The following is a 15,754-nucleotide window of genomic DNA, read 5'->3' on the forward strand; positions in this document are numbered from 1 at the left end:
GAGGATGAACCCACCGTGCAGGACACCCTGATCGCCCGGGCGCAGGCCTGGCTCGCCGAGGACCCGGACCCGGACACCCGGGCGGAACTGAGCGCCCTGCTCGAGGCGGGCGACGAGGCCGCGCTCGCCGAGCGCTTCGCCGGCACCCTCCAGTTCGGCACCGCCGGCCTGCGCGGCGAGCTGGGCGCGGGCCCGATGCGGATGAACCGCTCGGTGGTGATCCGCGCGGCCGCCGGACTGGCCGCCTACCTGCGCGGCCGCGGCCAGGGCGACGGACTGGTCGTCATCGGGTACGACGCCCGCCACAAGTCCGCCGACTTCGCGCGGGACACCGCCGCCGTGATGACCGGCGCCGGCCTGCGCGCCGCCGTGCTCCCGCGGCCGCTGCCGACGCCGGTGCTGGCGTTCGCGATCCGCCACCTGGGCGCCGTGGCCGGCGTCGAGGTCACCGCGAGCCACAACCCGCCGCGGGACAACGGCTACAAGGTCTACCTGGGCGACGGCTCGCAGATCGTCCCGCCGGCCGACGTGGACATCGCCGCCGAGATCGCGGCGGTGGCGTCGCTGGACGACGTGCCGCAGCCGGAATCCGGCTGGGAGGTCCTCGACGACTCCGTCCTGGACGCCTACCTGGCCCGCACCGACGCGGTGCTCGCGCCGGGTTCCGCGCGGAGCGCGCGGACCGTGTACACGGCCATGCACGGCGTCGGCAAGGACGTGGTGCTGGCGGCCTTCGCCCGCGCCGGGTTCCCCGAGCCGGTGCTGGTCGCCGAGCAGGCGGAGCCGGACCCGGACTTCCCGACCGTGGCCTTCCCCAACCCGGAGGAGCCGGGGGCGATGGACCTCGCCTTCGCCACCGCGCGCAAGGCCGACCCGGCGCCCGACCTGGTGATCGCCAACGACCCCGACGCCGACCGGTGCGCGGTCGCGGTGCCGGACGGCTCCGGCGACTGGCGGATGCTGCGGGGCGACGAGGTCGGCGCGCTGCTCGCCGCGCACCTGGTGTCCCGGGGCGCGCGCGGCACCTTCGCCGAGTCGATCGTGTCCTCCTCGCTGCTCGGCCGCATCGCCGGGGCGGCCGGCGTCGGCCACGAGGAGACCCTCACCGGCTTCAAGTGGATCGCCCGGGTGGAGGGCCTGCGTTACGGCTACGAGGAAGCGCTCGGCTACTGCGTCGACCCGGACGGCGTGCGGGACAAGGACGGCGTCACCGCCGCGCTGGTGATCACCGAGCTGGCGTCCGAGCTGAAGGAGCGAGGGCGCACCCTGCTCGACCTGCTCGACGACCTCGCCGTGGAGCACGGTCTGCACGCGACCGACCAGCTGTCGGTGCGGGTCGCGGACCTGTCCGTCATCGCCGGCGCGATGCGGCGGCTGCGGGAGAACCCTCCCACCCGCCTGGCCGGGCTCGCCGTCACCCGGGCGGAGGACCTGTCCGCGGGCACCGAGACGCTGCCGCCGACGGACGGCCTGCGCTACACGCTCGACGGGGCGCGGGTGATCGTGCGGCCCAGCGGCACCGAGCCGAAGCTGAAGTGCTACCTGGAGGTCGTGGTCCCGGTCGCCGGCCACGCCGGTCTCCCCGCCGCCCGCGCCCGCGCCGCCGAGGCCCTGACCGCCCTCCGCACCGACCTCTCCGAGGCCGCCGGCCTCTGACCCCACAGGTCCGGGGCAGGTGGGCGCCGTATGCAGGTGAGTCCCGGACGCGCTGCTGGAGCAGCGCGTCCGGGACTCACCTGTACAGCACACCCACCTGGGCCCCGACCGGTGCGGCCGGTCGGCCGGTCAGCCCGTGAACCGGAGGACCAGCAGGACGATCAGGCCCGCGAGCACCGGGGCGATCAGCTCGTACGCCCACCGCACGGTGACCTCGCCCTGGGCGGTGGAGACCTTCACCTGACGCTCCCAGCGCTCGCGGAGCTCCCCCACGATCTGGTCGGTCCCCCGCCGCGGCGGCTCGTCGACGACCCCTCCGGGGCCCGCGGCGCCCGGGGACCCGAGACCGGCCGGCGCGGCGCTCCGGCCCCGCTCACCGGCCCGTTCCGCCTTCCGCAGCGTCTTGCGCCGGTCCCGCAGGGACACCGGCAGCGCCCACAGCTCGAACTTCCGCCCGTCCTCGGTGAGCACCTCGTGCGAGAGCCCGGACCGGAACCCGGCGACCTGCCCCCACGGCAGCGTGACCATCCGCAGCGGGTTGCGCACCCGCAGCCGCTCCTCGTTGGCGAGCACCGCGGGGCGGAAGGTGAAGGCGACGACCACCGGCACCACCAGCAGCAACACGCCCACCGCCGTCCAGACGGCCCGCGCGGAGCCGTGCAGGAACGCGTCGACGGCCAGTCCGCCGACGACGAGCAGCGTCAGCACACCGCCGGCCAGAGCCATCGGGGACCGGTAGACCGTGTCGGGACTGGTGGGGGCCGTGGGGCTCGTGTTCATGCTGTTGATTGTGCCTGACCACGACCGTTCTCCCCCGCCCCGCGACCGATCCGGAACCGGATGGAGACCTTGAGGACTGGGCAGCCGCTACACGCGTAGATATGCTCGCCTGGTGACCATGTCGACAACACCCTCCCCGACCCACGCACTGACCGACGTCGCCGCGTCCGACGCGTCGCTGCGCCGCTTCCTGCACGGGCTCCCCGGCGTGGACCCGGTCGGCCTGGAGGCCCGGGCCGCGGCCCTGGGCACCCGGTCCATCAAGACGACGGCCAAGGCGTACGCCCTCGACCTGGCGATCTCCATGGTCGACCTGACCACGCTCGAGGGCGCCGACACCCCCGGCAAGGTCCGCGCGCTCGGCGCCAAGGCCGTCCTGCCGGACCCGACCGACCGCACGGCGCCCTCCACCGCCGCGGTCTGCGTCTACCCGGACCTGGTCGAGGTCGCCAAGGCGGCCGTCGCCGGCTCCTCGGTGAAGGTCGCCTCCGTCGCCACCGCCTTCCCCGCGGGCCGGGCGCCCCTGGAGGTCAAGCTGGCCGACGTGCGCGCCGCCGTGGCCGCGGGCGCCGACGAGGTCGACATGGTCATCGACCGCGGCGCCTTCCTGGCCGGGCACTACCTCAAGGTGTACGAGGAGATCACCGCCGTGAAGGAGGCCTGCGGCGGCGCCGCCCGCCTCAAGGTCATCTTCGAGACCGGCGAGCTGTCCACGTACGACAACATCCGCCGCGCCAGCTGGCTCGCGATGCTCGCCGGGGCCGACTTCATCAAGACCTCCACCGGCAAGGTGGCGGTCAACGCGACGCCCGCGAACACCCTGCTGATGCTGCAGGCCGTGCGCGAGTTCCGGGACCGCACCGGCGTCCAGATCGGCGTGAAGCCGGCCGGCGGCATCCGCACCGCCAAGGACGCGGTCAAGTTCCTGGTCATCGTCAACGAGACGGCGGGCCCGGACTGGCTGGACAACCACTGGTTCCGCTTCGGCGCCTCCTCCCTCCTCAACGACCTGCTGATGCAGCGGCAGAAGCTGGCCACCGGCCGCTACTCCGGCCCCGACTACGTGACGGTGGACTGATCACCATGACTTTCGAGTACGCACCGGCGCCCGAGTCCCGCTCGGTGGTGGACATCGCCCCGTCCTACGGGCTGTTCGTCGACGGCGAGTTCACCGAGGCCGCCGACGGCCGCGTCTTCAAGACGGTCTCCCCCTCCACCGAGGAGGTCCTCTCCGAGATGGCCCGGGCCGGCGAGGCCGACGTGGACCGCGCGGTCGCGGCCGCCCGCCGCGCCTTCGAGGGCTGGTCCGCGCTGCCCGGCAGCGAGCGCGCCAAGTACCTGTTCCGCATCGCGCGGATCGTCCAGGAGCGCTCCCGCGAGCTGGCCGTCCTGGAGACCCTGGACAACGGCAAGCCGATCAAGGAGACCCGCGACGCCGACCTCCCGCTGGTCGCCGCGCACTTCTTCTACTACGCGGGCTGGGCCGACAAGCTCGAGCACGCGGGCTACGGCCCCGCGCCGAAGCCGCTGGGCGTGGCCGCGCAGGTCATCCCCTGGAACTTCCCCCTCCTCATGCTGGCGTGGAAGATCGCCCCGGCGCTCGCCACCGGCAACACGGTGGTGCTGAAGCCCGCCGAGACGACCCCGCTCTCCGCCCTGTTCTTCGCGGACATCTGCCGCCAGGCCGGGCTGCCCAAGGGCGTCGTCAACATCCTCCCCGGCTACGGCGACACCGGCGCCGCGCTGGTCGCCCACCCGGACGTGAACAAGGTGGCCTTCACCGGCTCCACCGCGGTCGGCAAGGCGATCGCCCGCACGGTGGCCGGCACCCGCAAGAAGCTCACCCTGGAGCTCGGCGGCAAGGGCGCCAACATCGTCTTCGACGACGCGCCGGTCGACCAGGCGGTCGAGGGCATCGTCAACGGCATCTTCTTCAACCAGGGCCAGGTCTGCTGCGCCGGCAGCCGCCTGCTGGTGCAGGAGTCGGTGCACGACGAGGTGCTGGACGCCCTCAAGCGGCGCATCTCCACCCTCCGCCTCGGCGACCCGCTGGACAAGAACACCGACATCGGCGCGATCAACTCCGCCGAGCAGCTCGCCCGGATCTCCTCCCTCGCCGACCAGGGCGAGGCGGAGGGCGCCGAGCGCTGGACCGCCCCGTGCGAGATCCCGTCCGCGGGTTACTGGTTCGCGCCGACCGTCTTCAGCGGCGTCACCCAGGCGCACACCGTCGCCCGCGACGAGATCTTCGGCCCGGTCCTGTCGGTGCTCACCTTCCGCACCCCGGACGAGGCCGTCGCCAAGGCCAACAACACCGCCTACGGCCTCTCCGCGGGCATCTGGACCGACAAGGGCTCCCGCATCCTCGCCGTGGCGAACAAGCTGCGCGCGGGCGTCGTCTGGTCCAACACGTTCAACAAGTTCGACCCCACCTCGCCGTTCGGCGGCTACAAGGAGTCGGGTTACGGCCGCGAGGGCGGTCGCCACGGGCTGGAGGCCTACCTCGATGTCTGATCGTCCGATGTCCGAGCGTCTGAGCGTTTTCAAGACCTACAAGCTGTACGTGGGGGGCAGGTTCCCGCGTTCCGAGAGCGGCCGGGTGTACGAGGTGACGGGCTCCAAGGACGGTAACTGGCTGGCCAACGCCCCGCTCTCGTCCCGCAAGGACGCCCGCGACGCGGTGGTCGCCGCGCGCAAGGCGTTCGGCGGCTGGGCGGGCGCCACGGCGTACAACCGGGGCCAGGTCCTCTATCGCGTCGCGGAGATGCTGGAGGGCCGCCGCAGCCAGTTCACCCGTGAGGTGGCCGAGGCGGAGGGCCTGTCCAAGGCCAAGGCGGCCGCGCTGGTCGACCTGAGCGTGGACCGTCTGGTCTGGTACGCGGGCTGGACCGACAAGATCGCCCAGATCGCCGGCGGCGCCAACCCGGTCGCGGGCCCCTTCTTCAACCTCTCCACCCCGGAGCCCACCGGCGTGGTCGCGGTGCTGGCCCCGCAGGAGTCCTCGCTCCTCGGCCTGGTGTCCGTGGTCGCGCCCGTGATCGCCACCGGCAACACGGCGGTCGTGGTCGCGAGCGAGCGGTCCCCGCTGCCCGCCCTCTCCTTCGGCGAGGTGCTGGCCACCTCCGACGTCCCCGGCGGCGTGGTCAACGTCCTCTCCGGCCGCACGGCGGAGATCGCCCCGACGCTGGCCTCCCACATGGACGTCAACGCCCTCGACCTGACCGGCGCGGACGCGGAGCTCGCGACCGGGCTGGAGGTCGCGGCCGCGGACAACCTCAAGCGGGTGCTGCGTCCGCGCACCGGCGAGGACTTCGCGGCGACGCCGGGCACCGACCGCCTGACGGCCTTCCTGGAGACCAAGACCGTGTGGCACACCACCGGTTCGCTGGGCGCCTCCGGCTCGTCCTACTGACCGGCGTCGCGCTCGGGTCACCGACCGCGGCGCGCCCCCCGGAGGAGGGGAGGGGGCACAGCCGCACACCGGGTGCGGGGCGACTCCCCCACACCCCGCATCCGGCATCGCCCCTTCCGCCCCGGCCGTCCCCGGTCCTCACCGACCGGGCCGCTCAGGCCGCCGGGGCGGGAGCGAGGCCTCCGAGCATCCCGGTGACCTGACCCACCGCGGGCAGGGCGTTGATCGTCTCGGCCTGCGTGAGCGGGGCGGTCAGCGTCTTCGTCGTGACCGGCTGGAAGTCCGCGACCTGGGTGCCCACCCCGTTGTCCGTGGGGTCCACCCCGGTCCCGGCCAGCGGGTTGGGCTTCAGCGCCCCGACCGGCCCGACCGTGTACCCGACGGTGTTCTTCAGCGTCTCCATCCCGGTCTTCAGGTCGATCACGCTCAGCGCCACCTTGGGTTCCACCTGGTCGGCGTTCGGCACCGCCGGCACCGGCGCCGCGGAGGCCGCCGCGGCCCCTCCGCCGAGGGCCAGCCCGGCGCCCGCCAGGACCACCGCCGCGCGGGCGGCGCCGGCGTGGGGGTGCTTGCGGTGCTGGGGGTGCTTCGGTGCGGCGTGACGTCCCATGGTGCTCTGGCCCTGTTCTCTTCGGTGACCGGGGGACCACGAAGCGTAGTGGAGCGGCCGCGTGCCGCCAAAGTGGCCCGCTGGGTGTTCGATGTCCGCTCGGTTCGCCCGGCGGCGGGGGTTGGCCCGGCGCCGGGGTGAGGGTCAGTCCTCCCCGTCCGGCGGAGCGAAGTCCGTGGACGGCGGGAACTCGACGGAGGCGCAGTCGCGGCGGGAGGCGACCTCCCCGACGTAGGCCCGGAAGAGCCGTTCCAGGTCCCGGGGCGGAGCCACCCGTCCGTACGCGTGGGACGACGTCATGGTGTGGACCTGGGGGCGGCCTGCGGCGCAGACGGAGGACGCCCACCACATCGGGTCGTCAGGGGTACGGCCCGCCGTACCGGGCTCGGCGGGGACGCCCGCCCCCGAGATGCCCGAGGAGCGGAGGGAGACGTTCTCGGCGCTCCCGCCCTGATAGGTGTGGAACGAGACGAACCAGTCGTCCCTGCGGAAGTCGCGGTCGAGCCCGTCCGTCCGTCCGCCCCGCTCGGTGGCCTCGGTGGCCTCGGTCGCCCGGGGCCGGCTCAGGAACAGCACGCAGCGCTCGTCGTGGAGCCGGTCGTCGACGCCGCTCTCGAGGACCCCGTCGGGGAGACCGGGTCGCCGGGCGAGGCCGCCCTCGCCGTACCAGGCGCAGGTGCCCTCCGCCCGTGAGGCGGGGCTCGTTCCCTCGGGCAGGGTCGGTATGTGCTCGGGCGCGTCGGGGAGGCGGTCCCGGCAGCCGGCCCGCTCGGCCAGGTTGTTGGCGGTGAGCACGGCCGTCTCCGCGAGGACGTCCCGGTCGGCCCCGGTGATCTGCTGGTCTGCGGCGGTGAACGGGCGCCCGGTCATGAGGCTCGCCCTCGCCCACAGCTCCTCGGCGGGCCGACCGTCGACATCTCCCCCGGGGCAGGAGAGGAAGACGGTGACGCCCGCGTCGGTGACCAGCCCGACGACGTCTCCGCCGAGGGGCTGGTCGGCGTGGGTGGTGGACTTGTACGGGTTGCCGTCGTTGAGCACCGAACTGCCGGGTGTCTCGGGCGACTGCTCCGCCCGGTCCAGCGCGCCGACCGCTCCGGTGAAGAACCACCTCGACCCGGTGCGCGAGCCGATCGCCTCACCGGCCTCCGTGCTGAACAGCTCGCAGTCCTGGGGCAGCCCCTGCGACAGGTCGACGGTGCCCTCCTCGGCCAGCCGGTGGGTGATGTCGCCGCCCGCCGGGGACAGTTCGAGGACGCTCCCGGCGGGGACCAGACCGTCGCAGCCCTGGTCGATCCGGTGGCGATTGGCCAGGACCTCCCAGATCACGGTGCCGCTCCAGACGCTGCCCGCGACGGCGGCCAGGCACAGCAGCACGTTGACGGTCTTCCGTACGCGCCCCGGCGCCGAGGAGGCCGTGGGGACGGCAGTCATCGCTCCCCCTCCGGCGAGGTGCGGCTCCGGTACTGGGCGAGCAGGTCCTCGGCGGTCCGCGTCCAGGGGTGCGCCGGGCCCAGCAGCCGTCTCCTTCCCTCCACCACGGCCTCGCACTGTTCGACCGCTTCGTCGTGGTGTCCGAGGGCGTCGAGGACCCTGCTGTAGGTCTGACGCGCGGCGAACGTCGAGGGGTGCCCCTGGGGGTGCATGCGCTCGAAGCCGGCGACCGCGTGACGGATGTACGGGAGGGCTTCCTCGGGTCTGTCCGCCCGGAAAAGGGCCAGTGCGTAGTTCAGTTCGGACCCGAGGGTCATCTGGTGGTCCGGCCCGCTCACGGCCCGGCAGTCGGCGACGAGAGCGGGACCCCCGGCGATCACCTCGCTTCTCGCGGCTGCTCCGGCAGCCTGCGGAGCCGCGGCCTCCTCCAACAAGATGGAACGCGCGATGAGCGTCAGCGGATGGAGGCGTCCGAAGTGCCTTTCCCTTCCCTCCGCGGCCCGCCGCACCAGCGAGAAGGCGTCCGCCACCTGTTCGAGGTTGTGGAGGGGGCCCGACAGCCGCAGGGCCGCCTCCAGCGTGTCGGGATGGTCGGGGCCGAGCACCCGTTCGCAATCCGCCAGGACCTGACGGAGAGCGGCCTCGGCTTCCGCGAAACGTCCCAGCCGGAAGAGCGAGCGCCCGGCTCTCCGGCGCAGCCTGAGCACGCGCAGGTTGTCGGCGCCCAGGAGCGGCTCGGCGACGGTCACGGCCTCGTCCGCCAGGGAGAACGCCGACGCGTAGTCGCCCGACCGGTGGACGGCGACGGCGACGCGGAGGACGCAGTCGAGCGCCGCCTCGACGACGGACGCCTCCGCCCGCCAGCCCGCCACCCTCCGCAGCAACGCGACAACGTGCGGGGACAGCTGGAGCACCACAGGATCGAGCGGACCGCGTTCGGGCACCTCCGGCAGGACCGCCAGGAGCAGCCGGACCGCCGTCTCCGCGAGGCCCTGCCGTTGGTCGGCCGGAACGGCCCGGGCGACGCTGTCGAGGATGATGCCGTGTGTCCGCAGGCCCCGCACCTCTCCCGTCACCACTTCGGTGAGGGAGTGGTCGAGCAGCCCTCGGAGGGCCGATTCGACGCGGGACGGGCTCAGGAGCGGGGCGATCGGGGCGCCCGCCAGGGTCTTGAGGGGCAGCGGGTCACCGGCCCAGCAGGCGAGCAGCCGCATCAGGGACGTCGCCTCGGGCAGGCCCTGGGCGCTGAGCGCGTCGAGGGAGAGCTGCCAGGTGCGGCTGACCAGGTGGCGGGAGTCCGAGCTGTCGTCGGCACCCTGGTCCAGCAGTTCGATGGCGTGGAGGTCCGGGTCGTCCTCGAGTCTGCTGCGGTAGTCGGTGAGCGTCCACGGGTCGATGACCTGGTGGGCGAGGAAGCCGCCGGCGAGGGTGAGCGCCAGGGGGAGGTGCCCGAGGCGGTCGGCGACCTCCGCTGCCTCCTCGGCGTCACCTGCGTCCGGCGCGAGGTCCTGGAGGACCCGGGCGGCGTCCTCACGGGGAAGGACGCCGAACTGCAGCAGCTCGGCGCCCGGCCACCACCGGGCGGCGGACCTGCGGGTGGTCACGAGGACCGTGCCCGCGGGGCTGGTGCGCAGCCAGCCGCCGTCACGCACGATCGCGGGCGTGTCGGCGTTGTCGAGGACGAGCAGCCATGGCTGGTCGGAGCGGTCGAGGTACTGCCACACCAGGTCGGCGGCGGGGCGCAGTCCCGCACGCGCCCCGGTGAGTTCCGCGTCGGAGGCGCCGCGGTCGGCGGCGACGGCGAGCATTCCGGCTCTCAGGGACGCCGGGTCGGAGGCGTTGACCCACAGCCCGACGCGGCCGGCCTGCTCGGTGGCGTGACGGAACAGGGTGTACGCGACAGCGGTCTTTCCCGAGCCGCCCAGCCCGTGCAGGACGTAGACGCGGTTGCCGACGCCCGGTTCGACGGCGGCCCGCAGCCGGTCCATCTCCCCGACGCGGTCACGGAGCACCACGGGAGGACGGCCCACGGCCGGGTGGCGCACCGAATCGGGTCCCGACCACTCGGCGCCGTGGTGATGGTGCTCGATGATGTGCTGATCGCCCGAGGCCTGGTAGACGCGCCCCTGCCCGAGGGCCCGTGCCTCGTTGCCGCCGTTCGTCATCGGCCGAACCTCTGGTCGCGTCCGGCCTGGTAGACGCGAGCCTGTCCGGAGGCGGTGGCGTGCTGCGTCACCGTCGGCACGGCCGGTGCGGGCGCTCGGAGCTCGGCGAGCAGCGCCCGCAGCGGTTCGGCCTCTTCCGGGTGGGCCACCAGGAAACGCCGGAGGCGGCCCTGCCACTCCGCGCTCAGCTCAGCGGGGGACTCGGGGTCGCCGTCGGCCTCCGCCGCCAGCAGGTCCCTTCGCGTCAGGTCGAGTTCGGCGTCGATCACCTCCGCCCGCTCGGGATCGGCGCGGCGCCACAGCGCGGCAATGCCGTCCCTGACCCGCTCCCAGGCGTCGGTCGCCATCAAGGTGACCAGAGCCGTGCCTGCTGTCCCCGCTATCGCGGCCAACTCCGGATCCATCGAACCGCCCCCTCCGGTCTGTCATTGTCCGTCGCCGAAGGGTAACGAAGAGGGGAGCATGCCGTCGCAGGAGAAACGTCGCAGGGCGGACGTCGCAGGAGACACACAGGGCGTCACAGCCGGGCGGGTCGGTGCTCGGCGCGCGGACGCGGTCCTCGATGTGACGTCCGCGCCAAAGTGACGCCGCCGACTCGTTCGAAGCACGTTCGATGGCGCAGACTGGTACCTCGTGACCACCCAGTTCTCCTCGCCGACACGTGTCGTTCTCCTCTGCGGCCCCTCCGGGTCCGGGAAGTCGTTGCTCGCCGCCGCCACCGGGCTGCCGGTGCTGCGGCTCGACGACTTCTACAAGGAGCACAGCGACCCCTCGCTGCCTCTGCTGGCCGGGAGCGAGGACATCGACTGGGACCACCCGCTGTCCTGGGACACGGAGGCGGCGGTGGCCGCGATCGCGTCGCTGTGCCGGACGGGGCGGACCGAGGTGCCGGTGTACGACATCTCGCTCAGCGCCCGCACCGGGCGGACGGAGCTGGACATCGCCGGCGCGCCGGTGTTCGTCGCGGAGGGGATCTTCGCCGCGGAGATCGTCTCCCGCTGCCGCGAGCTGGGGCTGCTGGGCGACGCCCTGTGCCTGACCCGGGGGTCGGTGACCACGTTCCGGCGGCGGTTCCTGCGGGACCTGCGCGAGGGGCGCAAGTCGGTGCCGTTCCTGCTGCGGCGGGGCTGGCGGCTGATGCGGTCGGAACGGACCATCGTGGCGCGGCAGACGTCGCTGGGGGCGTACCCCTGCGACCGGCCGGAGGCCGAAGCGCGGGTCGCGGCCGTGGTCAACGCGGCGACGGCGCGGGCCGGCGGGAGCCGGGCGACCGCCGGCTGAGCCGAGGCGGCCCCGCGGGCGAACGCGGACCCGCACCGGGCGCGACGGCACGCCCCCTGTTCCCAGCGCACCGCACGAAAGAGGGCGGGACCGGAAAGCCCCCGCTTCCGGTCCCGCCCTCTCCCCCGTGCCCCCCGCTTTCCCCCGTGCTCCCCCGCGGAGACCCTCGTCTCCCCCGTGGGGTCCCCTTAGGCTCCCCCGGTCCGGCCGGCTCCCCCCGGAACCGCCCGGACCCGTTCCCCCGTGTTTCCCCCGTCCCCCCAAGGGCTCCGATCCCCCGTGAGCCCTCCTGACCTTCAGGCGACCAGTTCGCCGAAGGCTTCCTCCTCGTCACGGCCGAGTGCCAGGACCTGGTCCTCCCGCAGCCGCCGCAGCGACCGCCAGATGCTGGACTTGACCGTGCCGACGCTGATGTCGAGGATGTCCGCGATCTCCGGATCGGTGCGGCCCTCGTAGTACCGCAGGACCAGCATGGTCCGCTGCGGCTCGGGGAGCCGGGAGAGCGCCTGCCACAGGACGGTGCGCAGCTCGGTGCCGCGCATGGAGTCCAGGTCGCCGGCCGTCTCCGGCAGCTCCTCGGTCGGGTATTCGTTGAGCTTGCGGCGGCGCCAGGCACTGATGTGCAGGTTGGTCATGGTGCGCCGCAGGTAACCGCCCACCGCCGCCTTGTCGCTGATCCGGTCCCACGCCCGGTAGGTGGAGAACAGCGCGCTCTGCAGCAGGTCCTCCGCCTCGAAGCGGTCGCCGGTCAGGTGGTACGCGGTGGCGTACAGCGAGGCCCGCCGTTCCCGCACGTAGGCGGTGAACTCGGCCTCCGACAGCCCGCCCCCGGTGGCGCGCGGGCCGCCCTGGTCCCCCCGGACCGGATCGGCGGCCGTACGCTGCGCCGGCACGGAAGGCGTCACGGAGGACGTCACGGAAGGCGTCACGGGCACGTTCGCCGCGGGGCCCGGCGCCGGCTGCGCCGGAACGCCGTGCCGGCCGCCGGTTCCCCGCACGCAGCCCCGCGCCCCCACGACGCCGGACCGCTCCCCCCGGATCACCACGTCGTGCAGACGCGTGGCCACTGCACCAGTGCCATTGCTGAGCAGAGTGCTCATCCCGCGCCTCCCCGTCATGTGCCTGTCCGTGAGAAAGATGTTGCCGAGGACACTTCATGACGGTGTCCGCCGACTGTCACAGACCTGTCACAGGCTCCCCGCACGGTGACCGCCGTCCGGGGCGTCCCGGCCGTGAGCTGGGGCGAACAGGTGTTCCGGCAACCGGAATTCCCTCCGTGAGGGCCATGGGCCAGAATGAGCCCGTGCCTTCCCTGTTGCTGATCGAGGACGACGACGCCATCCGTACGGCCCTGGAGCTCTCCCTGACCCGCCAGGGGCACCGCGTGGCGACCGCTGCGAGCGGTGAGGACGGTCTCCAGTTGCTGCGCGAGCAGCGGCCGGATCTGATCGTGCTCGACGTCATGCTTCCCGGAATCGACGGTTTCGAGGTCTGCCGGCGCATCCGCCGGACCGACCAGCTGCCGATCATCCTGCTGACCGCGCGCAGCGACGACATCGACGTGGTGGTCGGGCTGGAGTCCGGCGCCGACGACTACGTGGTCAAGCCGGTGCAGGGCAGGGTCCTGGACGCCCGGATCCGCGCGGTGCTGCGCCGCGGGGAGCGCGAGTCGAGCGACTCGGCGGCGTTCGGCTCGCTGGTCATCGACCGCTCCGCGATGACGGTGACCAAGAACGGGGAGGAGCTGCAGCTCACCCCGACCGAGCTGCGGCTGCTGCTGGAGCTCAGCCGCCGCCCCGGGCAGGCGCTGTCCCGCCAGCAGTTGCTGCGGCTGGTGTGGGAGCACGACTACCTGGGCGACTCGCGCCTGGTGGACGCCTGTGTGCAGCGGCTGCGCGCCAAGGTGGAGGACGTGCCGTCCTCCCCGACGCTGATCCGCACGGTGCGGGGCGTCGGTTACCGCCTGGACCAGCCGCAGTGACCGAGCCGCACTCCCCGGACACGTCCCCGGGCCCGGAGCCGTCCGCCGCGCGGGGCGGCGACGCCCCTCCCCCGAGAACCCGCTCGATGCGCTTCACCAGCCTGCGGCTGCGGCTGGTGCTGGTCTTCGGCCTGGTCGCGCTGACCGCGGCGGTGACGGCGTCCGGCATCGCGTACTGGCTCAACCGTGAGGCCGTGCTGACCCGCGCCCAGGACGCGGTGCTGCACGACTTCAAGGACGAACTGGAGGACCGCGCCGGCGTGCTGCCGGCGGACGCGAGCCGGGAGGAACTGCGCCAGGCGGCCGAGCAGATGTCCCGGAGCAGCCAGAACTTCAGCGTGCTGCTGATGTCCACCTCGCCCGACGGGCAGCCGATCACCGCCCCTTCGGCGGAGCTGGACCAGTTCACCCTGGCGGACGTGCCGCTCTCGCTGCGCGAGGCGGTGAACCGCGAGCAGAAGCTGACCGCCGCCAACCCTTCGCCGTACCACGTGTACTGGCAGCGGACGGTGGACGAGAACGACACCCCCTGCCTGGTGGCCGGGGCGCGGATCGCCGACGGCCCGACCGGCTACATGCTGAAGTCCCTCGAGCCGGAGGCGAAGGACCTCAACTCGCTGGCCTGGTCCCTGGGCATCGCCACCGCGCTGGCGCTGGTCGGCTCCGCGCTGCTGGCGCAGGCGGCCGCCACCACCGTGCTGCGGCCGGTGCACCGGCTGGGCATCGCCGCCCGCCGGCTGGGCGAGGGCAAGCTGGACACCCGCCTCCAGGTCTCCGGCACCGACGAACTCGCCGAACTGTCACGGACGTTCAACCGCACCGCCGCCGCGTTGGAGCACCGGGTGGCGGAGATGACCGCCCGCGACGAGGCGTCCCGCCGCTTCGTCGCCGACATGTCGCACGAGCTGCGCACCCCGCTGACCGCGATCACCGCGGTGACGGAGGTGCTGGAGGAGGAGCTCGACGCGGAGACCGGCGGCATCGACCCGATGATCGAGCCGGCCGTGCGGCTGGTGGTCAGCGAGACCCGGCGCCTGGGCGACCTGGTGGAGAACCTGATGGAGGTCACCCGCTTCGACGCGGGCACCGCCCGCCTGGTCCTCGACGACGTCGACATCGCCGACCAGATCACCGCCTGCGTCGACGCCCGGGCCTGGCTGGACGCGGTGGAGCTCGACGCGGAGCGCGGCGTCATGGCGCGGCTGGACCCGCGGCGGCTGGACGTCGTGCTCGCCAACCTGATCGGCAACGCGCTCAAGCACGGCGGCTCCCCGGTGCGGGTGTCGGTGCGGGTGGAGGACGCCCCTGCGGCGCCCCTCGCCCAGCTCGCGCCGCTCACCCCTCACGTCGGGCACTCCGCGCACGACGTGGGCGAGCGGGCCGAGCAGGTCGCGGACGCGGACGCCGGCGCCGAGGGCGCGGAGGACTCCTCGGAGGCGGCGGGCAAGGTGCTGGTGATCGAGGTCCGCGACCACGGTCCGGGCATCCCCGAGGAGGTGCTGCCGCACGTCTTCGACCGGTTCTACAAGGCGAGCGCCTCCCGCCCGCGTTCCGAGGGCTCGGGTCTGGGGCTCTCCATCGCGCTGGAGAACGCGCACATCCACGGCGGTGAGATCGCCGCCGCCAACTCCCCCGAGGGCGGCGCGGTGTTCACCCTGCGCCTGCCGTTGGACGCGTCCGCGGCGGCGGAGCAGGCCGCGGTGGAGCAGCAGGCGGCCGCCCGGCAGAGGCAGAGGAGCGGTCGGTGAGGCGAAGGGCGGCGAGGGCTCTGCTGCTGGGCGTGATACCGGCGGCGTTGATCGCCGGGTGCGGGATCCGGGCGACGGAGGTCCCGGTGGACTCCGGCCCGGCCCCGTCGCGCAAGCCGTGCCCCGTCTCGGATCCCTCACCGGTGCCGTCGAACGACGCCCGGGTGCCGGTGCGGGTGTACCTGCTGTGCGCGGGCCAGCTGACGTTGGTGGAGCGCACGGTGGGGCTGCCGGGGAACACCGAGGGGGCCTCGCGGCGGACGCTGGTGGCGCAGGGCCTGCTCGACGAGCTGGCCCGGCCTCCCCTGCCGGGGGAAGCGGCGGACGGCTACCGGACGCTCGTCCCGTTCGGCACCGGTGTGCAGGGCCACCGGCGCGGCGACCCGGCGGAGGCCTTCCGTCTGAACGTGCGGCCGGACCGGCTGCGCGACGGGGCGCTGGCCCAGATCGTCTGCACCTTCGCCGAGTCGGCCGCCACCCAGGGAGCGGGCTCGGTCATCCTCGGCGGCCCGAAGGGCGACCTGACCCGCTACGAGTGCCCGCCGGACGTACGGAACCATCCGACCGCCACTCCGGTCCCCTCCGCCACCGCCGCCCCGGCGCAGTGACGGCCGCGGCCACACGTGCGGCCGGGCAACGGCACGGGTGCGGCGGTCCCGGAACCGCGGGGCACGGGGCGGCGTCTAGAGG

At 73.7% G+C, this 15,754-nt stretch carries 14 protein-coding genes; 8 read left to right on the plus strand and 6 right to left on the minus strand.

From position 1 onward, the window contains the following. Window positions 1–15: 15 nt before the first annotated feature. The gene (locus Sfr03f_RS16645; protein ID WP_108955033.1) at window positions 16–1,656 is read left to right on the plus strand and encodes a phospho-sugar mutase; all 1,641 of its coding nucleotides are present in this window, start codon (window positions 16–18) and stop codon (window positions 1,654–1,656) included. Window positions 1,657–1,785: 129 nt separating this feature from the next. On the opposite strand, the gene Sfr03f_RS16650 is transcribed toward Sfr03f_RS16645, so the two are convergent. Further along, window positions 1,786–2,436, minus strand: a complete 651-nt coding sequence (locus tag Sfr03f_RS16650) for a PH domain-containing protein (RefSeq protein ID WP_108954667.1) — start codon at window positions 2,434–2,436, stop codon at window positions 1,786–1,788. Window positions 2,437–2,554: 118 nt separating this feature from the next. Here Sfr03f_RS16650 and deoC point away from each other — a divergent pair, with 118 nt between their 5' ends. The 3 genes from deoC to Sfr03f_RS16665 are packed head-to-tail and all read left to right on the plus strand — an operon-like array spanning window position 2,555 to window position 5,848. Beyond that, window positions 2,555–3,514, plus strand: coding sequence for a deoxyribose-phosphate aldolase (gene deoC / locus Sfr03f_RS16655; protein WP_174721611.1), 960 nt, complete (start codon window positions 2,555–2,557; stop codon window positions 3,512–3,514). Further along, a complete protein-coding gene (locus Sfr03f_RS16660) occupies window positions 3,514–4,950 on the plus strand; it encodes an aldehyde dehydrogenase family protein (RefSeq protein WP_108954669.1) in 1,437 nt (478 codons plus the stop codon). The genes deoC and Sfr03f_RS16660 overlap by 1 nt, the downstream gene beginning before the upstream one ends. Window positions 4,951–4,957: 7 nt before the next feature. Continuing rightward, on the plus strand, window positions 4,958–5,848 hold the full coding sequence (locus Sfr03f_RS16665) for an aldehyde dehydrogenase family protein (protein ID WP_245967591.1): 891 nt from the start codon (window positions 4,958–4,960) through the stop codon (window positions 5,846–5,848). A gap of 154 nt (window positions 5,849–6,002) precedes the next feature. Here Sfr03f_RS16665 and Sfr03f_RS16670 read toward each other — a convergent pair whose 3' ends face one another. The 4 genes from Sfr03f_RS16670 to Sfr03f_RS16685 all read right to left on the minus strand — a co-directional run bounded on the left by Sfr03f_RS16670 (window position 6,003) and on the right by Sfr03f_RS16685 (window position 10,458). Further along, on the minus strand, window positions 6,003–6,458 hold the full coding sequence (locus tag Sfr03f_RS16670) for a hypothetical protein (RefSeq protein WP_108954671.1): 456 nt from the start codon (window positions 6,456–6,458) through the stop codon (window positions 6,003–6,005). 144 nt (window positions 6,459–6,602) lie between these two features. Further along, the gene (locus tag Sfr03f_RS16675) at window positions 6,603–7,889 is read right to left on the minus strand and encodes a hypothetical protein (RefSeq protein ID WP_108954672.1); all 1,287 of its coding nucleotides are present in this window, start codon (window positions 7,887–7,889) and stop codon (window positions 6,603–6,605) included. Continuing rightward, window positions 7,886–10,054, minus strand: coding sequence for a tetratricopeptide repeat protein (locus Sfr03f_RS16680; RefSeq protein ID WP_108954673.1), 2,169 nt, complete (start codon window positions 10,052–10,054; stop codon window positions 7,886–7,888). The genes Sfr03f_RS16675 and Sfr03f_RS16680 overlap by 4 nt, the downstream gene beginning before the upstream one ends. After that, window positions 10,051–10,458 (minus strand): hypothetical protein, encoded by a 408-nt coding sequence (locus Sfr03f_RS16685; protein WP_108954674.1) that lies wholly within the window; start codon window positions 10,456–10,458, stop codon window positions 10,051–10,053. Before Sfr03f_RS16685 ends, Sfr03f_RS16680 begins: the two co-directional genes overlap by 4 nt. Before the next feature lie 229 nt (window positions 10,459–10,687). Here Sfr03f_RS16685 and Sfr03f_RS16690 point away from each other — a divergent pair, with 229 nt between their 5' ends. After that, window positions 10,688–11,335, plus strand: coding sequence for a uridine kinase family protein (locus Sfr03f_RS16690; protein ID WP_108954675.1), 648 nt, complete (start codon window positions 10,688–10,690; stop codon window positions 11,333–11,335). A gap of 296 nt (window positions 11,336–11,631) precedes the next feature. Here Sfr03f_RS16690 and Sfr03f_RS16695 read toward each other — a convergent pair whose 3' ends face one another. After that, window positions 11,632–12,435, minus strand: a complete 804-nt coding sequence (locus Sfr03f_RS16695) for a SigE family RNA polymerase sigma factor (protein WP_108954676.1) — start codon at window positions 12,433–12,435, stop codon at window positions 11,632–11,634. Between the two features lie 203 nt (window positions 12,436–12,638). Between Sfr03f_RS16695 and afsQ1 the strand changes: the two genes are divergently transcribed. Genes afsQ1 through Sfr03f_RS16710 form a run of 3 tightly spaced genes read left to right on the plus strand, consistent with a single transcriptional unit; the run spans window position 12,639 to window position 15,672 of the window. Beyond that, window positions 12,639–13,316, plus strand: coding sequence for a two-component system response regulator AfsQ1 (afsQ1, locus tag Sfr03f_RS16700; RefSeq protein ID WP_159105658.1), 678 nt, complete (start codon window positions 12,639–12,641; stop codon window positions 13,314–13,316). Beyond that, entirely contained in the window at window positions 13,313–15,064 is a 1,752-nt protein-coding gene (locus tag Sfr03f_RS16705) for an ATP-binding protein (protein ID WP_435841914.1), read from the plus strand. The genes afsQ1 and Sfr03f_RS16705 overlap by 4 nt, the downstream gene beginning before the upstream one ends. Continuing rightward, the gene (locus Sfr03f_RS16710; RefSeq protein ID WP_174721598.1) at window positions 15,061–15,672 is read left to right on the plus strand and encodes a hypothetical protein; all 612 of its coding nucleotides are present in this window, start codon (window positions 15,061–15,063) and stop codon (window positions 15,670–15,672) included. Before Sfr03f_RS16705 ends, Sfr03f_RS16710 begins: the two co-directional genes overlap by 4 nt. Window positions 15,673–15,754 lie beyond the last annotated feature (82 nt).

This window comes from Streptomyces fragilis (assembly GCF_003112515.1).
Classification (GTDB): Bacteria; Actinomycetota; Actinomycetes; order Streptomycetales; family Streptomycetaceae; genus Streptomyces; species Streptomyces fragilis.

What these genes read in the sequence shown, in the direction of transcription:
- deoC (WP_174721611.1), top strand. Translation starts at nt 2,555, where the DNA reads ATGTCGACAACACCCTCCCCGACCCACGCACTGACCGACGTCGCCGCG.
- Sfr03f_RS16665 (WP_245967591.1), top strand. Translation starts at nt 4,958, where the DNA reads ATGTCCGAGCGTCTGAGCGTTTTCAAGACCTACAAGCTGTACGTGGGG.
- Sfr03f_RS16650 (WP_108954667.1), bottom strand. Translation starts at nt 2,436, where the DNA reads ATGAACACGAGCCCCACGGCCCCCACCAGTCCCGACACGGTCTACCGG.
- Sfr03f_RS16680 (WP_108954673.1), bottom strand. Translation starts at nt 10,054, where the DNA reads ATGACGAACGGCGGCAACGAGGCACGGGCCCTCGGGCAGGGGCGCGTC.
- Sfr03f_RS16695 (WP_108954676.1), bottom strand. Translation starts at nt 12,435, where the DNA reads ATGAGCACTCTGCTCAGCAATGGCACTGGTGCAGTGGCCACGCGTCTG.
- Sfr03f_RS16670 (WP_108954671.1), bottom strand. Translation starts at nt 6,458, where the DNA reads ATGGGACGTCACGCCGCACCGAAGCACCCCCAGCACCGCAAGCACCCC.
- Sfr03f_RS16675 (WP_108954672.1), bottom strand. Translation starts at nt 7,889, where the DNA reads ATGACTGCCGTCCCCACGGCCTCCTCGGCGCCGGGGCGCGTACGGAAG.
- Sfr03f_RS16685 (WP_108954674.1), bottom strand. Translation starts at nt 10,458, where the DNA reads ATGGATCCGGAGTTGGCCGCGATAGCGGGGACAGCAGGCACGGCTCTG.